Source organism: Elusimicrobiota bacterium (genome assembly GCA_016180815.1).
GTDB lineage: Bacteria > Elusimicrobiota > Elusimicrobia > JACQPE01 > JACQPE01 > JACPAN01.
Map to the genome: position 1 here is coordinate 181,498 of JACPAN010000008.1, position 20,643 is coordinate 202,140.

General features: G+C 55.0%; 15 protein-coding genes. 4 read left to right on the forward strand and 11 right to left on the reverse strand.

What is annotated here, in order from left to right; translation table 11 throughout:
* Positions 1-32 precede the first annotated feature (32 nt).
* The 4 genes from HYT79_04350 to HYT79_04365 form a co-directional block, all read right to left on the reverse strand.
* On the reverse strand, positions 33-1,838 hold the full coding sequence (locus HYT79_04350; GenBank protein ID MBI2069813.1) for an ABC transporter substrate-binding protein: 1,806 nt from the start codon (positions 1,836-1,838) through the stop codon (positions 33-35).
* A gap of 304 nt (positions 1,839-2,142) precedes the next feature.
* A complete protein-coding gene (locus tag HYT79_04355) occupies positions 2,143-3,168 on the reverse strand; it encodes a dipeptide ABC transporter ATP-binding protein (GenBank protein MBI2069814.1) in 1,026 nt (341 codons plus the stop codon).
* Positions 3,158-4,213 carry an ABC transporter ATP-binding protein gene (locus tag HYT79_04360; GenBank protein MBI2069815.1) on the reverse strand — a complete coding sequence of 352 codons (1,056 nt, stop codon included), beginning with the start codon at positions 4,211-4,213 and terminating at the stop codon, positions 3,158-3,160. Before HYT79_04360 ends, HYT79_04355 begins: the two co-directional genes overlap by 11 nt.
* A 24-nt stretch (positions 4,214-4,237) precedes the next feature.
* Entirely contained in the window at positions 4,238-4,471 is a 234-nt protein-coding gene (locus tag HYT79_04365; protein MBI2069816.1) for an Lrp/AsnC ligand binding domain-containing protein, read from the reverse strand.
* 68 nt (positions 4,472-4,539) lie between these two features.
* Between HYT79_04365 and HYT79_04370 the strand changes: the two genes are divergently transcribed.
* A complete protein-coding gene (locus HYT79_04370) occupies positions 4,540-5,319 on the forward strand; it encodes a hypothetical protein (GenBank protein MBI2069817.1) in 780 nt (259 codons plus the stop codon).
* A gap of 1 nt (position 5,320) precedes the next feature.
* Here the strand turns inward: HYT79_04370 and HYT79_04375 are convergent, their stop codons facing one another.
* The 7 genes from HYT79_04375 to HYT79_04405 all read right to left on the reverse strand — a co-directional run bounded on the left by HYT79_04375 (position 5,321) and on the right by HYT79_04405 (position 15,571).
* Complete coding sequence (locus HYT79_04375) at positions 5,321-6,220, reverse strand: tetratricopeptide repeat protein (protein MBI2069818.1); 900 nt, start codon at positions 6,218-6,220, stop codon at positions 5,321-5,323.
* Positions 6,181-7,674, reverse strand: a complete 1,494-nt coding sequence (locus HYT79_04380) for a glycosyltransferase family 2 protein (GenBank protein ID MBI2069819.1) — start codon at positions 7,672-7,674, stop codon at positions 6,181-6,183. The genes HYT79_04375 and HYT79_04380 overlap by 40 nt, the downstream gene beginning before the upstream one ends.
* 3 nt (positions 7,675-7,677) lie before the next feature.
* Positions 7,678-11,361: a HEAT repeat domain-containing protein gene (locus HYT79_04385; GenBank protein MBI2069820.1), complete on the reverse strand. Its 3,684-nt coding sequence runs from the start codon at positions 11,359-11,361 to the stop codon at positions 7,678-7,680.
* Positions 11,362-11,765: 404 nt separating this feature from the next.
* Positions 11,766-13,130: a S8 family peptidase gene (locus HYT79_04390; GenBank protein MBI2069821.1), complete on the reverse strand. Its 1,365-nt coding sequence runs from the start codon at positions 13,128-13,130 to the stop codon at positions 11,766-11,768.
* A 50-nt stretch (positions 13,131-13,180) separates the two neighbouring features.
* Entirely contained in the window at positions 13,181-13,387 is a 207-nt protein-coding gene (locus tag HYT79_04395) for a hypothetical protein (protein ID MBI2069822.1), read from the reverse strand.
* A 156-nt stretch (positions 13,388-13,543) separates the two neighbouring features.
* On the reverse strand, positions 13,544-13,858 hold the full coding sequence (locus tag HYT79_04400; GenBank protein ID MBI2069823.1) for an RNA-binding protein: 315 nt from the start codon (positions 13,856-13,858) through the stop codon (positions 13,544-13,546).
* Positions 13,859-14,062: 204 nt separating this feature from the next.
* Positions 14,063-15,571: a hypothetical protein gene (locus HYT79_04405; GenBank protein MBI2069824.1), complete on the reverse strand. Its 1,509-nt coding sequence runs from the start codon at positions 15,569-15,571 to the stop codon at positions 14,063-14,065.
* Between HYT79_04405 and HYT79_04410 the strand changes: the two genes are divergently transcribed.
* The 3 genes from HYT79_04410 (at position 15,524) to HYT79_04420 (ending at position 20,574) form a co-directional block, all read left to right on the forward strand.
* Entirely contained in the window at positions 15,524-17,125 is a 1,602-nt protein-coding gene (locus HYT79_04410; GenBank protein ID MBI2069825.1) for a hypothetical protein, read from the forward strand. The genes HYT79_04405 and HYT79_04410 overlap by 48 nt on opposite strands.
* Positions 17,126-17,251: 126 nt before the next feature.
* Positions 17,252-18,214 carry a PorV/PorQ family protein gene (locus HYT79_04415; protein MBI2069826.1) on the forward strand — a complete coding sequence of 321 codons (963 nt, stop codon included), beginning with the start codon at positions 17,252-17,254 and terminating at the stop codon, positions 18,212-18,214.
* 113 nt (positions 18,215-18,327) lie between these two features.
* Positions 18,328-20,574 carry a hypothetical protein gene (locus HYT79_04420; GenBank protein MBI2069827.1) on the forward strand — a complete coding sequence of 749 codons (2,247 nt, stop codon included), beginning with the start codon at positions 18,328-18,330 and terminating at the stop codon, positions 20,572-20,574.
* The last annotated feature ends 69 nt before the right edge of the window (positions 20,575-20,643 follow it).

The following is a 20,643-nucleotide window of genomic DNA, read 5'->3' on the forward strand; positions in this document are numbered from 1 at the left end:
GATTGCGTTTTGAGCCCGGCCGTCCGGCGAGATTATTTTCCCCCCTTGGGCCGGGTTTTTGTTTCCGTCGTCGCTCCCAAAGATTTTTCGATGGGGTAGAAATAGAAATAATCCGGGATCACGGGATTGGCGTAGAATCCTTGCACCCAATCCCTCAGCGGCAGCGGCTGCCGAGTTGAAATGCCGAAAATAAACGGAGCGTCTTCATAGGCGATTTTCGTCAAATCGAAATATAGCTGCTCGCGTTTTTTAGGGTTAATTTCGGCGACCGCCTTTTCCACCAATTCATCCGCTTCCGGGTTATGGTAGCGATAGCGTCCGATCTGGGCGCCGTTGTGATGCATGTAGGAGAAGGCGAAATTATGCGGATCGGGAAAATCCGCCAGCCAGGCGGTGTAGCGCATGGGCAGTTTGAAGCTTGATTCATCCGAAAGCAAAGTGGACCATTGGATGGGCCGCACGTCCACTTTGAATTTCGGATTCAATGATTCAAGATTCTTTCTGAAAATATTGCTGGCGGTTTGGCGAATGTCGTTGCCTGCGTTAAAAGGCAGCACCATGCGGAAGCCCGTTTCCCACAGTTTGCCGCCGTGAGCTTTTCTGAGATGTTCCTCGGCTTTTTTCAGGTTAAATTCTCTGACGGGTTGTTTGGGGTTGTACCCAGGCAAAGCGGTCGGGATGAACCCGCGGCAAAGTTCGGCCGTTCCCCGGTAAATGTCATTGACCGTCACGTTTTGATCATAGGCGTACGTGAATCCCAAACGCACGTCTTTGTCCGCGAAGAAATCAACCGGGATGCCGTTGCCGTCTAATTTCCCCGAGCCGATATAAGGATTGGGCGCCGGGTTGATGTTGAAATTGAAGGTGAAGACCGCGCTGATATCCAACACCGGCACCTGGGCGATTTTGACCCCCGGAATTTTGGCTACCTGCGGTTCGTATTGATTGGAAACATAGGCCGAATCCACGTCGCCTCTGTCCAAGAGCAGGCGCCGCGTAGCGAATTCATCAACTTTTTTAATCACGATGCGTTTTAACTTGGCCGGGGCGCGCCAGTAATTTTCGTGGCGAGTCAGGCTGATTTGTTTCGTGGTTTTGTCCCATCCCTCGAACATAAAGGCTCCGGTGCCGTTCATGTGTTCGAAGAAATAAGAATTTTCTTTCTTGGGGTTGTTGTATTTCTTCCACGTGGTTTCGGTCCCATCCCAGTCGCCGTGAGCCGCGGCCCATTTTTTATTGACGGTATACGTCCACATGGCCAGGACCGACAGAAACGGCGCATAGGGTTTGGCCAGGTGAATTGTGAGTTTTTGCCCATCGATTTTGATGTGCTCTTCGAGCTTTTTGAAATCCAGAGTGGTATTGCCTTTATCATCCCGAGTCGAGGGCACGCCCCCGATCGGCTCCAGCAGCAAAGCCGAAGGCCCGCCGGCTCGATCCTGAAGCATGAAGCGCATTAAGGAGTATTTGATGTCCTCGGGCGTCAGCTCGGCGCCGTCATGGAATTTGACGCCTTTGCGGATTTTAAACGTGTAGGTCATCCCATCGGCGGAGATGCCTCCGTTGGCTTTCGTCGGGACTACCTCGGCAAGCATGGGGATATATTCTTTAACCGAGCTGCCCTTGAACATCACGAGCTGTTCGTAAACCTGAAAAATGATCTGGTGGCTGGCCGTGTCGTAAGCGTAAGCCGGGTCAAGGCTGTCCGCGTCGCCGATGGTGGCGTAAATGAACGTGTCCGGATTCTTTATCTGCGAGAGGATTTCGGCATTGGCGGGCTGGGCGATGCCGGCAGTCAATGTAACGGCCAAAAATTTTGCGGCGAGGCGTTTGGTCATTTTTCCCCCTTATCGATCTTAGGGTCCGTCAAGGAATAATATGAACATTTGGCTGAGGCGATTTTGGAGCGAGACAAAGCCGGATTTTTTGACGCGTACCTGAAAGGTACGTTAGAAAAATCCGGTAAAGTCGCAGCCCAAAATCGCCCAGCCCCTTCGGGGGAAGCCGATATCGGGCCAATGGCGTCGTTGCGCCTGCGCTTACGTACCCTTTGGGTACGCCGCACTCGGCGCGCCTAGCCCTTGGCCCAATATCGGCTTCCCAAATGTTCATATTATTCCTTGACGGACCCTTATTTTGAGTTTACTTAAAATGAATGGCTGCCGCGGACGGTTCTTTGGCGAATGGCAGCACCGGGCAGAGAACGCTGTGTTTGCCGTCCTCACCGATGGGCGTCCATTGCGGCTCGTTGACGCGGCAGGAATCTTGGGCATACCGGCAGCGCGGATGGAAATGGCATCCGGGCGGCGGATTAAGCGGGCTGGGCACATCTCCGGTCAAAAGAATTTTGGGCCGGTTTTTAAGCGCCGGGTCCGCGATCGGGCATGATGAGAGCAGGGCCTCGGTATAGGGATGCTGCGGATTCGCAAAGAGTTCAGCGGAAGGGGCGATTTCCACGATTCGCCCCAAGTACATGACCGCCACGCGCGTCGCGATATGCTTGACCACTGAAAGATCGTGAGAGATGAAAACATAGGTCAGGTTGAATTTTCGCTGAAGTTCGGCCAGCAAATTTAAGACTTGGGCTTGAATGGAAACATCCAAGGCGCTTACCGGCTCGTCGCAGACGATGAGTTTGGGGTTTAAGGCCAAAGCTCTGGCGATGCCGATGCGCTGGCGCTGGCCGCCGGAAAATTCATGCGGGTAGCGTTGGGCATGAGCCCGGGTTAGGCCGACCACGTTTAAGAGCTCCTCGACTTTTTGGCGGCGGGAGTTTTTGTCGCCGATGCCGTGGATGACGAGGGGCTCTTCCACGATGTTGTTGACTTTCATTCTGGGGTTTAAGCTTGAGAAGGGATCCTGGAAAACGATTTGCGCTTGCCGGCGAAATCCTTTCCAACCGGATCTTCCGTGAGACCAGATATCCGTTCCCTCAAAAAGGATCGTGCCGTCCGTGGGCTTTTCAAGGCCGAGGATCAGCCGCCCCATTGTGGATTTTCCGCAGCCGGTTTCCCCCACCAGGCCCAAGGTTTCTCCTTGGAAAACCTCCAAGTTGATGCCGTCCACGGCTTTGACCACGCCCGTTATTTTTTTGCGGATGACGCCTTTGGTCAGGATGAAGTGCTTTTTGAGGCCGCGGATCTCAAAAAGTTTCGAGTTAGCGGCCATCCACGAGTCCTTGCTTGCGGGCTTTTTCCATCGTTTCAGCGGGGGCCAAGCCGCGAGCTTGGGCATCATGCAGAAAACAGCTGGCGCTTTGAGACGCGCCCGCGGGGATGAGGCCGGGCGTCGTTTCCCGGCAATGATTCCAGGAATAAGGGCAACGCGGGGCGAACAGACAGCTCTCGCCGATGCGGGCTAAGTTCGGCGGCTGGCCTTCGATGGGGCTTAAACGGTCTTGGCGTTGATTTAATTTCGGGACGGAGTTCAATAGGCCCCAGGTGTAGGGATGCCTCGGCTTTTCAAAAATGCCGGCGACGGGGGCGGTCTCAACGGGTTTTCCGGCGTACATGACGATCACGTCATCGCAGACTTCGGCGACGACGCCCAGGTTATGGGTGATCATGATCAGCGCCATCCGGTAAGCTTCCTGCATTTTTCTCATCAAGGTCAAAATTTGAGCTTGGATGGTGACGTCAAGGGCCGTCGTCGGCTCATCCGCGATCAGAATATCCGGTTTCATGGCCAGCGCCATGGCGATCATGGCCCGTTGGCGCATGCCGCCGGAGAACTGGTGAGGATAATCAAAGACGCGCTTGGCCGCGTTGGGAATGCCGACTTGATCGAGAAGATCGGCGGCTTGATTCCAGGCTTGCGTTTGGCCGGTTTTTTGGTGATGGCGGATGCTTTCCGCGATCTGTTCGCCCACGGTCAGCACCGGATTGAGGCTGGTCATGGGTTCCTGGAAAATCATGGCGATACGGTCGCCCCTGATGGCGCGCAGTTTGGAGTTCGGCAATCGGACCAGGTCCACGGGTTTGTCCATGCCCTTGCCCTTGAAAAGAATTTCGCCGTTGACGATGCGCCCGGGAGGGTTGGGGATCAGGCGCAGGATGGAAAGCGCATGCACGCTTTTTCCGCAACCTGATTCGCCGACAATGCCGAGGGTTTTGCCGGGGAATAGGTCGTAACTTAGTCCGTCGACGGCCCGGACCACCCCTTCTTCTGTGAAGAAATGAGTTTTAAGATTGCGAACGGAAAGAACGGATTCCATCAAAAAGGGTGACGACCCTCCTCGTTATATGGCCGTGGTGATCAGCGTTTCCGTGGATTGAACGCCCGGGATGGCGCGAATTTTGGCGACGACCGTGTTTGAAAGAGTGGCCAAATCATCAGTTTCCATATCCAGAACCAAGTCCCATCGTCCGAATACCGCGGAAACATGGGCGACGCCTTTGGTGGCTTTGATTTGCTGCAGAGCTTGCTTTTCTTTACCCGATGAAAGTCTCACGAGCACGAGTCCGGTGACCATTCTTTTTCCTCCTCCTCAATTAACTCTCAAAAAGACTTCAAATAATACCAAAAGTGTAAACTAGCGGGATGCAAAGGTTGGGGCCGGCCGCGTTTTTTATATTTTTTATTTGCGGCCTTTCATCCGGCGTTCGGTCTTGGGCCGTTGAAAGCGAAGTGGGTTATGAGCATTGGGATTTCAGTTTTTTTTCCCCGTCGCGCATCTGGCGCGTTAAGATGCAAGAGCTGATAGAAAAGGGGCAGACGAATTATGTCGAATACATCAGGACCCATCGTTTTGATTACCGCGACAACACCTATCATGTCGGCTATACGGGCCTATCTCAAGGTTGGGGCTGGGATTTTAAATACGGCAATACGCCTAAAGCCGCGGTCATGTACCGGCATTTAGCTCAGTTAACCTTATATTTGCCCCCGCCGGGCTATCATCTCGAGCCTTCAATTACGGGCGCTTTGCGGCGTTACACCGAGGCTAAAGTCAGCACGGGTGAATTGGGTTTGCGATGGTCGCCCTTGGCCGGTTGGGAGGCTAAAGCCAAATGGGGCCGAATCCGGACCGAATTGCTGGGTCCGGTTCCGCAAAAAAAGTTTTCAGACTCGACGTCCTATCAGCTGGGTTATATGTGGACATCGGCCTTGCGCTTGTCCATGTCTCAGGGTTCTTGGAAAGAGTTTTTCGATCCGGGCAATCCGTTGAATCCGGCGGAATACGAGGTTACGGAGCGGGGAGGCTCATTCACCTGGTTTTTTCCGGCTGATGTTCAATTGACCGGCGCCTATTCATTGGAACGACGTTCCAATGATACATCGGTCAAGAAATACGGCGTTTTTTTCCGGCAGGCCTATTGATTTAGCCGGCGTTTGAGATTTCGCCCGTCTGGGCGTTGTAGCGCCAGCGGCGGCCGAATGGATCAAGCAGCACGCCTTTTTCTATTTTCCCCCACCAGTCGAGGTAGGGCTTTTCTTCCGGGTTCCCAGGGCGGCGGTATTTCTCATAAAGCAAATGCTCGATGGCCAAAGGCAGTTTGCCCGTGCTTTGCCGGTAGAGTTCGAGCGTTTTCCTAAGGATCTCAAGTTGAAGCCGCATGATCTCTTCTTTGCGCCGCCGGCGCCGGCTCCTTAAAAAGGCCAAGATGGCGGCCGAGCAAATAAAAGCGGCGGCTAGAAGCAAAAATATTTTGGAGCGGGAGATTTGCGCCAATTCGAGAACTTGAGCGCGCGTAAAGTGTTCGTCGGCGCGGCGGCGATCGCCTAAACCCAGATAGGCCCGGCCGATGCCTTTGTGCGAGGCGATGTCGTTGGAGTTGACGTCCAAGGCTTTTTTGAAATGTTCGATGCTGCGCGCAAAATCATTGTTCCAAAGGGCCAAATGACCCAGACCTTGATGAGCCTGGTCGCTGCGCGGGTTTTTCTTTAAAATTTCTTCGTATTGTTGAACGGCCGACGCTTGGTCGCCTTTCCAAGCGAGCGCCCGGGCTATGCCGATTTCGGCGTCGACGTATCCGGGCTCCTTGTCGAGAATGCGGCGATAGACGGTTATGGATTCATCGAAACGCCCGTCCCAAGCCAGGTAATTGCCCAATTGATAGGCGGCGTCGAGATTCGTGGGGTCCTGGCCGATGATTTGTTGATGGCGGTTGATTTCGGTGTCGTATTGGCCGGCTTCAAGGGCCGGGACGAGGAGAAAGAAGGCCAATGCCGTGATCAGCGTCATGCTGTTTTGAATTTTTGGCGTTTGAATTTTCCCCATGTCTGGCTTCCTAGAAGGAAATCTTTGAATCCTTGAAGCTGGTAAAAAAGTTGCAATTGGCGATAGCCGAGCATGGACAAGGCCGCATAGATGATTAATTTTAGGGCATTCTTAAGGCCGCGGTAGCGAAATAACGACAGCGCCTCTTGTTGTTCGAACCCCCGCTGTTTCCATAGGCCGATCACAACCGCGTAGATGTTTAAAAGCATGCCGCAGAAAATCGAAAGCAACAGAAATAGAGTAAATGTTTTTAATTTCAGTGCCCCGGCTGCATACAAGAGAGGGATGGAGCAGTAGCCGGCCGCCTCGATGAGCGGACCGAGAAATTCAAATAAAAATTGATAAGGCATACCGAAGATTCCGACCATGCCGTACGCCGGATTAAGAATCATGCCTCGGTGGATGAAGAGCACCTGGGCCAAGCCACGGTACCAGCGGTTGCGCTGGCGGCCGAAGTCGCGCAAGGTCGCGGGCGCCTGTGACCAGGTGATGGGATGCGGCAGAAACAAAAGGCCCGACGGCAGATTTTTTTCACGGCAATACCGGTGCAGGCGCACCACGATTTCCATGTCTTCGCATACGGTTTCGCGCCCACGGGCGTATTCCCGGGCGATGCGCACGTCAAGGCGCCGGGTCAGGAATCCGCCGGCTTTCATCAGGATGTCCTTTCGAAAAACCGCGAAAACGCCGGAGAGAATGACCAGGCTGTCCAAAGCGGCCAAGGCTGTGCGCCCGGCGGTGAATGAGCGCATGTATTCCACCATTTGAAACATGAGCAAGGGCTCTTTCGGCAGTTCGAGTTTGACCACGCGTCCGTTTTCAACCTGGGAGCCGTTGGCAATGCCGACTTGTCCGCCGCAGGCGAAGTAACGATCGGGATCCTGGGTCCAAAGCCGCATGATTTCAAGCAGCGTGTCGTTGTTCATTAAAGAATCGGCATCCATGGAACAGACATAATCCGATGTTGCGGCGTTGAGCGCGCAGTTTAAAGCATCCGACTTGCCGGCGTTTTCTTTGTCGATGAGAATCAGGCGTTTGACGCCGCGGCCTGCGGCGGCCGGCGCTTCATAAAAACCCAAGATACCGGCCACGGGGATCGTTTTTTGGTAACCCACATCGCGGCGGGTGAAGTTGAAAGCCGACTTTAAAACGTCCAGAGTCCGGTCCGTGGAGCCGTCGTTGACGACAATGATTTCAAAATGAGGGTAATTGAGCGCGGCCAGCGACTTGATGTTTTCCGTGATGGTTTGCTCTTCGTTAAAAGCCGGGACAAGCAGGCTGATCGCGGGCAGGGCATGGCCGGAGCTTTGTTTGCGCCGGTCATGCAATGCCTTGAGGCTTAAAAAAAAACGTACGCGCATCCAAGCCACGCTCAGGAGCAGAAAATTCGTTGCGTTGTAAATCAAAAAATAAACCAGAACGATCGTTTCCCAAGTTCTTAAGGCCCAAATCACCGGTTACTCGATTTTGAGATTAAGCCAGCGGATGGCCGTGCGCACCGCCTCCGTCGGGTCGTTGGCCAGAGCCGCCAGGGCATTCTTGACTGCCGGGTCTTGAATGTCGCCCAGCAAACGGACGGCCTCCAGGCGGACTTGTCCGGCGGGATCGTTTAAGGCGTCCAATAAATTTTTTAAGTATTTCCGGCCATCGAGCGCGGCTAAGATTTTCAAGGCATCGATTCGTTTCTCCGGACTCAAATCGTTTTTAAGGACGCCTTGGAGCTCCAAGATAAAGCCGTCTTTTTCAACGCGCTCGATAAAGGCTTGACGGTCCATCTGGGCGAGCCCGGCCATGGTTTCGGCGGCTTCCTGGGCGATGTCCGCGACGCCGTGGCGCCAGAGAGAAAGCAGGCTTTGGATTCTGACTTCGACATGCTGGTCGCGCAGAAGCCGCCCCAGTATTTGCGCCGGCCGGGCGTCGTCGGCCAAGCGTTTTTTGCCCAAAATTCTGGCGACTTCCAATCGAACGGCGGGCGAAGGGTCCTCTGTTTTGGCGGCCAATGCCTCCATCATTGAGCCGTCCAATTGACGCCCCAGGCCTTGGATGACCGCGATGCGCACGTTTTCCTGGGGATCGTCCAAATAAGAGAAGAGTTCTTTTTTGGCCAAAAATCCGTTGTGCGCGGCCCATCGGGCGGCGGTGGATCTGACCTCGGCGTCCTGAGCGCGCAAGAAATTAAGAAAAAGAGAGGCCGACTCTTTGTGGCCGATGCGTCCCAACGCCGAAAGCAGGCCGAGCAATTGGTATTTAGGCGTCTGTTCATTGACAAGGGCCGACAGCTCTTGCGCTTTGTCTTCAAAGAAGCGCCCCGCGAGTTCGGCCGCGGCTTCGCGCACCCAATCGTTCGGGTTGTTCAATAGAGGCAGGAGAACCTGGCGGGATTCGCCGAGCTCTCTGGGATTGAGCTCTTGAAGCTGGGCGATCGCCCGGCGGCGGACCAAATCGCTTGGGTCGCGAACAGCCCGGGCGAGTTTTTCCAGGACCATGGAGCCCGGCAGCAATTCGCTGATCGTTTTAAGCGCCTGAGCCCGGACATCGGCGGAGGGATCGCCCTGAAGGGTGTTTTCGACCAAAGCCGGCGCCCGTTCATCTTTGAGCAGAAGCAGGGCTTCGAGCGCGCGCAGCCGGTCTTCGGGCCGGCGGCTTGACAAGAGAAGCTCGGCATAATGATCGGCGATTTTACGGCGGTCGCCGTGGGAGGCCAGGTAAACCTGCATATCCAAAGAAACGGCCGTGAAAAAACGCCGGCGAATGTCAAAGGGCAGGGATTGGAGCATGCGCCGGCAGAGGGGTCCCAGCTTCTGGTCGTAGAGCGCTCCCAAGGCGTCGCGGAAAACGCCCTTGTCTTCCATTAACGCCAGTCCCAGAAGTCCGGCGGTTCGCGAGGATTCATCCTCGCGTTTCATCTCAAACCATGCGCGCAGGCTTTTTTTGTGCCGAGCCCGGTCTTCAGCGGGAAGCAATCCGGCTAGGGCGCCCAGCATCAGCGCGGTTCTCTGGCTGACGAAAAGATCCGGGTCATCCAGGTGATCGGCGATCAGAGGGAGCGATTCCGTGTCGTTTGATTTGCCGATGGCATTGACGACCGCGGCGCGCACCCGTTCGTTGGGGTCGGCGAGGAAATCCTTCAACAGTTTGGCCGTATTTTCCGAGCGAAAATTGCCCAAGGCGCCGGCCGCGGCCGCGCGCACCAGAGGCTCTTTGTCTTGCAAAAAGCCCACCAGCGTGGCGTAGCCGCGCTCATCCCCGATCAAGCCCAGGGTCCAAGCGATGCCGGCTTTTGTTTTTGTTTCTTTGATCGGCAGCGAGGGCAACGCTTTGATGATGACATCGGTTTCGATCTTGGATAAAGCATCGGCGATATCGTCGCGGTATGTTTCATCCGCTTTCTCAAAGGCTCGCACCAGGGGCGCGAGAATCTCGGGCCAGGCAAAATTTCCAAGGCTGCGCACCGCCATGGAGCGCACATCGGGCGAGGGATCGTTGACGGCATCGAGCAAGGCTTGGCATATCCCTCGGGCCACGCTGTCATCGGGTTCGCCTCTACGGCGGCCTAACGCCAGGGCCGCTTCTTTGCGGACGTCCGGGCTTGAGTCCTTTAGGGCTGCGACAAGGATGTCCGCAGCTTGCACGGCAGGAATGAAGCCTAATAGATTAACGGCAGCTTGGCGGACGCACTCGTCATGATCCTTGGCCAACGGCATGATTTCCGGCAGGATGCTCATCAAGCTCTGTGAAGAAAAATGGATCAGCGCCTTGATGATTCCGGCGCGTTCTTTGGTTTTTTCTTTGAGGGATCGCAGGATGACCGGCAGCGCTTTTTCTTCCCCCAGCGTCACGAGCGCTTCAACGGCGAGGAACCGGACTTCCGCATCGGCGTCGGTCATGGCGGTTTCGATCAACGCGTCGAAGCTCCTGGGCTGGCGCGCTTCCCTTAAAATTCGGCAAATTTCAAAGCGGATCTCAGCGTCGGGATGTTTGAGGGAACGGCAAAGGGTTTCCACGACGCCGGATTTGGCCATGATCAAAAGAATGTTCAGGGCGCGCGCGCGGATTGTTTCGTTGCTTAAGCTTTCGATCAGAGCCGCCGCCGCTTGAATTTTTTCAAGGCCGGAGGCGGCCAGCGCCCGGCTGTGCGCGTCGCCGCGTTCCAGGGTTTCAAAAAAAATGGGGGCGGCGTTCGGGCCCATGGCGGCGAGGGCTTCCATGGCGCGGTGTTTGGTGGTTTCATCAAGCTCGATCAGCGCTTGACCCAAGGCGGAAATAGCGGACTCATCGGCAATCAAACCCAAGGCTTCCGCGGCGCGTTCGCGCACCCGCAGAACCGGATCGCGCAGCAGCGCGATGCGCAAATCGGCAACCGCTAGGACGGCTTTGACGTTGCCCAGCGCCCCGGCCGCCGCTTCGCGGACTCTGTCGCTATGATCGCGAAGAGCGATGGCCAGCATCGGAACGGCGGCGGCGGAGCCGATTAAACCTAATGCCCGCGCGGACCAGAAACGCTGGTTTTCGTCCGTCGATTTATTGAGACATTCGCATAAGCCGGCGACGGCATCTTCGCCGTAGCTTAACAGCGCGTTGGCAATGGGTTGCGCCGCCGTCGGGTTGTTGGAGCTCAGGCCTTGGATGAGGTAGGGAATGGCGCGCGGGTCCCGGATTCGCCCCAGGGAGAACATGGCTTCGTTCTTGACCGCGTCTTCTTCCGCCGGGTTGCTGATGGCCGTAATCAGCGGTATGACCGCATTAGGGTGACCCATTTCCCCTAATTTTTGAGCGGCTAAGGCTCGATCCGTCCAGCGCTCACCCTCTTGAAATTGGCGAATGTATCGATCCAGGATTCCGGTGGCTTCATAAATTTCCGCGAGGGATTTGTCGGAAGAGCCGCGCTCAAGCAAATATTTATTGAGGATTTGTTCGATTGTTTCTTGGGGGAACGAGTTTTTCAGCTCCAGGATGGCGGCCGTCGTTCGTTGCGAGGTTTCAGAAAGCATCCCGGCCAGCAGCCGTTCGCAAGCTTTTTTTTGGCGCTCAAAACGCTGTTGCCGATAGCGCCTGGCGACGGTGGAAACGCCCAGCAGCGTTATGGCGATAACGATCGCCGCCGCGATCAGCGCCACCGTCCACAATAAAAGAGTTTCCATTCGCTTCCTTTATATTTCCAATGCTACATATAAGCATATCAGCAGGTTTTGGCCCGTGCCAGTGGACGCAGCGACAATTTCGCATACAGTTTGCTGGGCGATTTTGGAGCGAGCCGAAGCCGAATTTTTTGCGGCGTACCTGAAAGGTACGTAAGAAAAATTCGGCAATGGCGCAGCCCGAAATCGCCCAGCCCCTCCGGGGCAAGCCGATATCGGGCCATCTGCGTCGTTGCATCCTCAGTCACTTGCCTTTCAGGCAAGCTCCTTGCGGTGCGCCTCGCATCTGACCCAATCTCGGCTTGCAAACTGTATGCGAAATTGTCGCTGCGTCCACTAGGGTAAATCCAAAATTCCCCGCGCCTTTGTGCAAAGGCGCGGGGAATCGGTCTCAGGATCCGTACTACTCAGTTTCCGAAAATAGTTCTGACTTGCTGAAGCCCTTGTTGAGGGTTGGCCGGCCGCCTGGGGATTCCGCTGAGGGTGGTCGGCACGCGAATGCGGATAGGTCCTTGAACCGACGGCATGGTCGCAGTGCCGGAGGGGGTATCGGCCATCAAACGGTCGTGAGCCGACATCGAGGCTTCGACGACCGCGGCGCGCGCATTGACCAAGCCTCGCCCTTGAGCTTCCGGAGCCAGCCCTAAAGTCATGGCCGTGCGCTCCATGATTTGTTGGACTTGGACGTTGGAGAGCGTGTTGTTGCGCGATAGGATTAACGCCGCCACTCCGGCGACATGAGGGCTGGCCATGGACGTGCCGGACATTTCCCGGTATTGGCCGCCTTTATAAGTCGATAGAATGTCGTCTCCCGGAGCGATCAGATCAACTTCCGGGCCTTTGCTTGAGAAGCCGGCCAAGGCGTTGTTGATATTGCTGGCCGAGACGCCGACGACTTCAGGGTAAGCGCCGGGAAAAGCGACGGGACGGCCGTAATCATTGCCCGCGGCCGCCACGATCACAATGCCCTGCTGATGCGCTTTTTGAACCGCCAGATGAAGCGCGGCATTGTTCCTTGATCCGCCCAGACTCATATTGATCACTTGCGCTCCGATCGAGGCGCAATATTCGATGCCGGCCATTATTGTCGACCAGGACGTGTAGCCTGAGGAGCCGAAGACTTTGCTTTGATAAAGCGTGGCATGAGGAGCCACGCCCACCAAGCCTGTGGCATTGTCCATGGCCGCGATGATGCCGTTGACATGTGTGCCGTGGCCTAATTCGTCTTCAATATTGGTGGTCGGCGTGCCCGTGGATTCCGCAAAATTTGCGCCGCCCATCACGTTTCCGGCCAAATCAGGATGGGTGACGTCCACGCCCGAATCAATAATGCAGACTTTAACGCCGCGGCCTTGGGCCTGGCGCCAGGCGTAAGATGAGCCGATGCGCTCAACGCCCCAGGGCGTTTGCTGGGCCTTGGGTGGAACCGCAGGCGCGAATAGCGGCGCTGCTTCGCCGACGATCATTTGGGCGTAATCATCATCCGCAACCAAACTGATTTGCGGTTGATCATCGAGATTAAGAGCCATCCCTCGGGGGAAGTAGCCGACAACGGCGTTGATCGAAACTAACCGGCGCACGGGTTCTCCCCCCGCCTGCCGGATCATTTCTTCTTTCTGTTCCCAGGTGAGGCGCGGATCATCGAAGACCACGATTTTCTGTTTGGGGACTTTTGCCAGAGCTTGGGATTCCGAGGTGTCGGCTATGGCTTGGGCGCCGGCGAGGATGCAGGCCGCAAACACAACGGCCGCGAACAGGATTGTTTTTCGCATACACTCCTCCAATGTCGCCGAGGGCGGCGACGGCCAACCTTCCGCGTTTTTTAAAGCGCGGCGGTTATACGGGTTTGGGAAGCAATTGAACGACCGATGTATGAATAATGATGATCATGGTCGCCGGAGTGTTTGCCGATGGATGCAGCATGAATTGGAACCGCCAGGATGATCTCCTTTATTTCCAACACGTTGTGCTTTTTGAACTTCCAGCCGGGTTCGAACCGGCCGGAGAGTCGTTTCTCCCAACCGCGCAATGGGGCTATTTAACAAAATATAAAGCGTGTCAATACCCTAAAGTCCTATTTTGATTTGGTAAGAAAGTCCTTTTTAAAAAGAGAAAACCCCCCGCCGTTTTACGGCGAGGGGTTTAAAGTCTCCCCCGCATCCTTTAAGGATGCGAGACGGGTTAATTAATAGCGCCGCGAGCCGTAGCCGCCGCGGTCTCCGCCACGGGAGTTGCCGTTGGGGCTGCGCTGCTCGAGGGGGCGGGCTTCGCTAACGACGATTTTGCGGCTGCCCACCTGGCTGCCATTCATTTTTTGGATGGCCTGTTGCGCTCCGGTATCGTCCGCCATTTCCACGAAGCCGAACCCTTTGGATCGGCCGGTGTAGCGGTCCGTGATCAGCTTCGCGCTTTCCACGGTGCCGACAGCGTTGAACAGTGAATGAAGCTCATCTTCCGTCGTTTCGAACGGAAGGCTTCCAACATACAGTCTTTTTCCCATTTTCTTCTTAGACTCCTTCTAGTATTGTGTATGTTGAAGATTATTAATGGCAACCCGGATCAAACCAGGAACTGCACAAGTTACGGAACCTGCATGGGACTTCTGGTGCGGAATGTACTTTCGTCCAGTAAGGTCTTTTGAGGAACACACAACTATCTTCAACTTCAATCTGATTATGACATATTTGCGGCTGATTGCAAGAGGCTATTTTTCAGGGTGAAACAGCCGGAAAATCCAGGTATTTTCGTTTTCATTGCGATAAAGGAGGCGGCTGGACGGGTCTTGCCCGATAGCCAGCATGGCGAAGGGCGTCCAATTGGTGATGTCCCTGGGCGCGTCTGGTGGATTAAAGAGCAGCAAATCGCCTTCGATCAGGGCGAATCGCGCGCCGTTTTTTCTAAGTTGCTTGAGCAAATCCGCGCTTTCTCTGATGCGAGGAAATTCAAGGCCTTTTTTTTGGGCGTAGAAATAAACCGTTGAAACCGAGGCGCTGGCCACGACCGAATCGCCGGGAAGATTATTTTTCATCCAATGAAATGTTTGCAAAGGGATGGACGGGCGCTGCGCAGCCGGTTCCAGGCTCTGGCGAATGGCGCCGAATGCGGTCAAAGCCAACAGCAGGACAATCGCCGCTCGCGCGATCCGAAAAAATTTGAACTTGGAATTTTCAGCCCAAATGCCGAGTTGGACGAACATCAGCAAACCCGCGGGCGCTATTAAGGGGTAAAGGTAGCGGATATCCTGGCGCGACCATATTAAGAGAATAGCGGCATAGAAAATCACATAAAACGACAAAGCGCGAAGCTCGCCGGCCAGTCGTTTCCATAGCGACCAGATCAAAACGGCCATGACGGCCGCGCTGGCTAGGCCGCCCCAAAGAAACCGGTTCAGCAAGGTTGGATCAAGGGGGGCCACGGGAAGCAGGACGAGCAAAGTGATTTGTTGAGAATAAGTTTTGGCCAGGGTCAATGCATGTTCGATTAAATTACTTGGATTAAGCCCGGAACTTTGCCAAAAATCCCAATATGTGCTCATGCTGGGATTATTAGCGCGAACCCACAGAAACCAAGGCCCGCAGACAGCCAGAGCAACTAACCCCAATGCGACGGCGGAGCGCTTGCCTCGCTTCCATAAAAAATCGGCGACAGCGGCCATGACCATGGCCAAGCCGATATTGCGCAACAAAATAGTGACGCCCAAAAGGGCACCTAACCCGGCCGCAGGCCGAACCACGGCGTTTTTCTTTTTTGATTTTTCGGCCAAGATGAGCAAGACGGCCAACGTCATTGTTTGATACGCGGGATCAGCCAGTGCCGTTGAAGCGTAGCGAAGCATAAAAGGATGAATCGCCAGCCATAGAGCCGGAGCCAGCGACCATCGTCCCGGAATCAAAAAAGCGGCCAAGCGGCCGGACAAATAAACGCCTAGGCTGCTTAAGAGAACGGAAACAATTTGGGCCAGCCAAGGGCACTGATCGCAGAACATGGCCAGGGGCGCAATTAATAAAGGATAGCCGATGGGGTAATTCACCAAGAGCGGCGCATGCGCGTCGCTGATCATCCGGTAGGAGCCGTGGCTTAAGGAAACCGCGCCTGTCCAGTAAATGGCGTCATCGTGGAAGAAGCCGAAGGGATAGTAGCCGAAGAAGCAAAAGGCGGCAAGCGCGTGAACAGCCGCTATGAGCAGCAAGAGCCGGTTCACTTGCCTGTTCATCAGCGCCCAGTAAAGTTTGTCATTCCCTACTTGAATTTTAGACGATTTGCGGCCAAGCTTGTGATGATGCGCTACAGGGTCTATTACGCCGGCGAGGTCGTGGGTCCAATGACGCCGGCTGAAATCATGGGCCAATCTTGGTTCAACAACAGCATTCTCGTTTGTCCGGAAAACACCAGCGGCATCGACGCCGCTGATTGGCACCGAGCGCGGGAGATCCCCGATTTCCGCAAGCCCGCTGAAAATACGAACGAGGGCGCTGCGATACCGGCCTCGGAATCCCCGAAGACCGAATTGCTGGTCGGCCGGCTCAATGATCTTGAAAGCTGGACGCAGAGGATTTTCGACAAACAGGCGGAATTGGAGAGCCAGTTGAAGGATCGCGTGCAGCGTTTCGATGAGCTGTTCGACCGTCTTTCCAACGAGTGGCGGGAGACCATGACCAAGCTGTCTTCGGATGCGGCTGCTCAGAGCGGCCAACTCGAGCAATTGCACTCGACGTTGAATCGCTTGGAAGGGCGTCTAAGCGGGTTTGAAACGGCGTTGCCTCCGGCCGTAGCCAGGATCGACCTGGCCTTTGGTGCTTTTCAGAAAGAATGGGCCGAGTATTCGGAGGCGTTGCGCCGCCGCCAGGAAAAAATTGAAGCGGCTATGAGCGCGATGCAGCAGCCTCAGGCAGGCGTTGAGGCCTCCAAGGAAAGTCCGGAACACGCGGCCGCTTTCCAAAGCGCGCATGAGTCTTTTCGTTCATTACAGGAGGAGTTGCACAGCGAACTTGAGAAGCTGCGCCAAGCCCAGGATGCTTACGGAGCCCGAATGACGGAAATGGAGGGCCAAGTTAAAGTCGCCGCCCAAACCCCCGCCCCTGATCCGCAGATCGAGCAGCGTGTCAAAAGATTTGAGGAAAGTTTGAGGATTCAGAGCGATCAGCTTCAAAAATTTCAAAAGGTTTTATCCGCCCAGATGAAGACGGTCCAAGGCCTTGAGCAAAAAACGGCCGGCGCCGCTCAACAAGTTGGCTCTCCAATCGTTCAACCGGAAGCGGCGGAATCAGGGCCTCTCCAGCGATGGCTCAGCAACCCTAAAGAATGGGCCCTGGCCGCCGGACTGGTTGTTTTGGCAACCGGCGGGGTTTTTTGGCTTTATCGGTCTTTTCTAGGGGCGCCGCAAGAACATTCTCAGATGGCCACGTTTGAGCAGCCCGTCCCTGAGGCTCAGGCAACGCATAGCGCGCATAATTTAGCCGAACCTCCGGCGGCTGCAGTTCCGGAATCCGGCCCGGAATCCTTGGTTCCGGAGGAGCCAAAGCCGATTTTTGAAGAATCAAAGCCTGTTCAGGCGAAGGCCGCTATTCCCAAGAAAAAGTCCAAAAGCGCCGGCAGAAAAAACGTGGCAGCCGCTAAAAACAAAAAGTCGGAAGAAGCAATGAATTTGCCTGGATTTGGGCCGGAATCCGGCTCTTCGGTGGATGAATCCAATGTTTCACAAGAAACAATACCTGCCTTAGAACCAGAGAAACCAGTACCTAAAGAGGATGAGAGCAGCTTTTTTTAGTCTATTTATAGGGTCACGTCTTTATATTTAACATTCTTTGTGCCCCCTTAATTGTGACTAAACTCTCATTGCTGTAAGGAGCCTGGGTGGTTAACCTTAGAGCAGTAGTTTGGGGGAGAGTGCTGAATGAAACGAGCCTGGGTAGGGAGACTTTTGGTGGGGTATCTGGCATTAGCCGTATCCCCCCTACTCGCTAAAGGCCCTGGCACAACCGCCGCCCCTTTCCTAACCATCAGTTTCGGCAGCCGCGCTCAGGCTTTGGGCAATTCATTCGTGGCGTTGGCTGATGATGCTTCCAGCGCCTATTTTAATCCCGCCGGTTTAGCTCAGGCGCAAAGTCATAAAAGTTCTTGGCGCGAGTTGCAGGCCTCACGTTCAGCCTGGTTCCAAGGCATTGAAATCAATCAAATGGCTTTGGCCAGCTTTCATCCCGATCGAATCAGTTGGGGTCTCTCCCTCACCGGGCTCGAGGTGGAGGATTTGGAGCGGCGTACGACTGAATCGGAAAAGCCGGACGGCTATTTCCGTGCCGAGGATCATGCTTTCGGGCTTTCGTTGGCCCGCCGCATGGGCGACGGTCCCATTGCTTTGGGCTTGACCAGCAAAATCGTTCAGCAGAGAATCGCTTCGGCCCAAGGGCATAGCTTCGGCCTTGATGCCGGCGCCCAGGTTAAATTCAAGGCTTTCCGCCAGCCTTTTTCAGCGGGTTTCGCGGTTCGCAATCTCGGCCCCCAACTTCACCTCGGCCGCGAGGCGTTCCCCCTCCCCCTCTCCTATCATTTCGGGATCGCTTATCGCGGTTTGGTCAATCAGGTTATGGAATTAAGCGTCAGCCCCCGCGGCCGGACCGATATCAGCCTGGGCACGGAATATTGGTTCCTGGGCGTCTTCGGCATTCGCGGCGGGTACTTGCACAGCAATCGTTCGAGTTCCGGCGAAGAAAATTCCTTTGCCGGTTTTTCATTCAAGCAAGGCGTGACCGGCGGGTTCGGGTTCAAGGTGATGAACTTCTTCAGTGCTGATTACGCCTTCGTTCCCTTCGGCGACCTGGGTTATGCCCAGCGATTTACCATGAGTTACAAATTTTAATGTCGAAAAGACGATTTTTAGTCATTGCGCGCCCTCGCTCAAAGCGAGGGCGCGGCAATCTCATAAATAGCAAGCCATACAATGGCTTATCCGAACAAATCCAGGAGGCAAAAATGCGACACCTGATCAAAATCATGATGTTGAGCATTGTCGTTGTGAATCTTATCTGCGGAATCGCGTGGGCCGTGGCCCCCGACTTAATGACCTATCAGGGTCGCTTAAAAGAGAACGGACAACCCGTCGGCGGGCCCAGGGACGTTCGTGTTGATTTTTGTGACGATCTGACAGCCGGGACTTGCCAGAACGGTTCCGTGCAAACAGTGGATGTCCAAAACGGTTTGTTTCACAGCACGTTTACTTTGCCTGCCGGCGTTAATTTGGACACTGGTAATTGGTTCTTGAGGGTCAATGTCGGGGCTGTCGGCGGCGGCTTGACCGCCTTGGCGCCCAGGGAAAAATTGACCAGTTCCGTTTATGCCATTCATGCCACAACTTCCGCTTACGCTGTCCAATCCACGACCGCGGCTGGAATTTCCAATATTCTCGCCACTCGTTGGGGCGGTTTGGGCGTTGATGCTTCGGGGGTTTCCCAAGGATCACTGCCATTCTTCAGCGGCGTTGGTTCCATCGGGACTTTGTCGATCGGAAGCGCAGGAACTTATTTACGATCAAGCGGGTCTTCCCCCCAATGGGTCAATTTAGGGATTGACTCTATTTTGAATCAAAATTTTCTTCAAGCCGGTTCCACCTTTTACGTTTCTTCGGCCTCCGTGGACGGGCAGACGCTGTTGGCCAGAACATCCGGTAATGTGGGCATCGGAATGATTGCGCCCATTCGCAAACTCGATGTGAACGGAGGCATCCTGGCCACCTCCAGCATTACCGCCAACGGCGGTTTTTTTGGCGACGGTTCCAATTTAACCAACGTCACCGCCGCCAATCTCAATGGCGGCTCCACTTCTTATATCCAGAACCGTAACACGCTGCAAGCCTCTTCGACGTTCTATGTGGCGTCGGGAACGGTCGACGGGGCGCTCTCTGTCCTGGGTTCCGGGATTGCCGATACATCTCCCGTTTTCCAGGTTATGGCCACCACCCTTACGGTTCTTCGCAACGGCAAGATGGGCATCGGCACGACCTCGCCGGATGCCGATCTTCATGTGGTTGGGATTGCTTCATTCACCGCGAATACCGTTAGCGCTCCTGCCTTCATATTTTCGAACACTGGCGGCGGCGACATCGCCCGATTTATGGGCCCCGGCAATATCGGCATCGGTGTCGTTAACCCTGGCGCTAAATTGGAAATTCGTCAGGGAGGCGGCAATGTATTGCACGTTTCGACATCGGCGGATGCCAATGCGCTGGGGTTGATTGTCGGCGTTCAAAACAATGTCGGCGTCGGGACCCTATCGCCCCAGGCTAAGCTTCACATCACCGGAAGGACGAGCGTAGCACCGCTCATCATTAGCACAGGTCCTGCCGGGTCCGATGAAGTGATGCGCGTGAACTCCATAGGCAATGTCGGCATCGGCACGTCTGGACCCGTGTCAAGACTTGACGTTCATGGAACCGTGCAGCTTCGCGGTTCGCAGACAACGACCGGTCTAATAGTGAATGCTGTCGGTAATGTCGGTGTTGGTCTCGCGCCGGCTGTCGGAGTCGCATTGGATGTCAACGGTTTGGTTCAGGCCAGCAGCGCGAGTTTCATTACGGTTGGCGGCAACCCTGAAAATATCGGCTTACAGGTCTCCAGCAGCGCGATTCTGGCCATGTCCGGCGGCAATGTGGGCGTGGGAACAAATTTACCGGCCAGCAAATTGCATGTTCTGGGCGCGACCAGATTCGACGGTCCGGTTAAAGCCCAAATGGGAGTAGGCACGGGATTAGCTGATCTCTCCGGGGTTATTTATAGGGCATTTACTTCCCAAGGCACGCCGGCAAGCACGGTAGAGACCGATCTACAGACGTATTCGCTCCCGGCCAATTCATTGAATATGGACGGCCGCGCAGTCAGAATCAAAGCGTGGGGAGATTACACATCAACGGACGGTTCCCATACCAGGGAGATCAGGCTTTATTTCGGCTCTTCTGTGATCAGGCAGATTTCTGTGCCCAACAGCTCGGCTGTGGGTATATGGGTTGTCGAAGCCGTGGTTGTCAGAACAGCTTCCAGCGCGCAGCAGTATATAGCCACATCTTTGGCTACCTCTTTGTCCCCAAGCGTCGGCGCTGCCAATGCATCGGCATCCGAGGTGGATTCTTCGGCAATCAACATTAAGGTAACCGGTCAGTGCGGTGGAGCATGCGCTGGAGCCGGCGCTGTTGATGCCGACGGCATGACCATCGAATTTTTGCCTTAAGCGTTTATTTTGGTATTAAGAAAAAGGAGATCGACGGGTAAATTAAAGTGAGCAAGAGAGGGCGAAATT

What these genes read in the sequence shown, in the direction of transcription:
- HYT79_04350 (MBI2069813.1), bottom strand. Translation starts at nt 1,838, where the DNA reads ATGACCAAACGCCTCGCCGCAAAATTTTTGGCCGTTACATTGACTGCC.
- HYT79_04355 (MBI2069814.1), bottom strand. Translation starts at nt 3,168, where the DNA reads ATGGCCGCTAACTCGAAACTTTTTGAGATCCGCGGCCTCAAAAAGCAC.
- HYT79_04360 (MBI2069815.1), bottom strand. Translation starts at nt 4,213, where the DNA reads ATGGAATCCGTTCTTTCCGTTCGCAATCTTAAAACTCATTTCTTCACA.
- HYT79_04365 (MBI2069816.1), bottom strand. Translation starts at nt 4,471, where the DNA reads ATGGTCACCGGACTCGTGCTCGTGAGACTTTCATCGGGTAAAGAAAAG.
- HYT79_04370 (MBI2069817.1), top strand. Translation starts at nt 4,540, where the DNA reads ATGCAAAGGTTGGGGCCGGCCGCGTTTTTTATATTTTTTATTTGCGGC.
- HYT79_04375 (MBI2069818.1), bottom strand. Translation starts at nt 6,220, where the DNA reads ATGGGGAAAATTCAAACGCCAAAAATTCAAAACAGCATGACGCTGATC.
- HYT79_04385 (MBI2069820.1), bottom strand. Translation starts at nt 11,361, where the DNA reads ATGGAAACTCTTTTATTGTGGACGGTGGCGCTGATCGCGGCGGCGATC.
- HYT79_04390 (MBI2069821.1), bottom strand. Translation starts at nt 13,130, where the DNA reads ATGCGAAAAACAATCCTGTTCGCGGCCGTTGTGTTTGCGGCCTGCATC.
- HYT79_04400 (MBI2069823.1), bottom strand. Translation starts at nt 13,858, where the DNA reads ATGGGAAAAAGACTGTATGTTGGAAGCCTTCCGTTCGAAACGACGGAA.
- HYT79_04405 (MBI2069824.1), bottom strand. Translation starts at nt 15,571, where the DNA reads ATGAACAGGCAAGTGAACCGGCTCTTGCTGCTCATAGCGGCTGTTCAC.
- HYT79_04415 (MBI2069826.1), top strand. Translation starts at nt 17,252, where the DNA reads ATGAAACGAGCCTGGGTAGGGAGACTTTTGGTGGGGTATCTGGCATTA.
- HYT79_04420 (MBI2069827.1), top strand. Translation starts at nt 18,328, where the DNA reads ATGCGACACCTGATCAAAATCATGATGTTGAGCATTGTCGTTGTGAAT.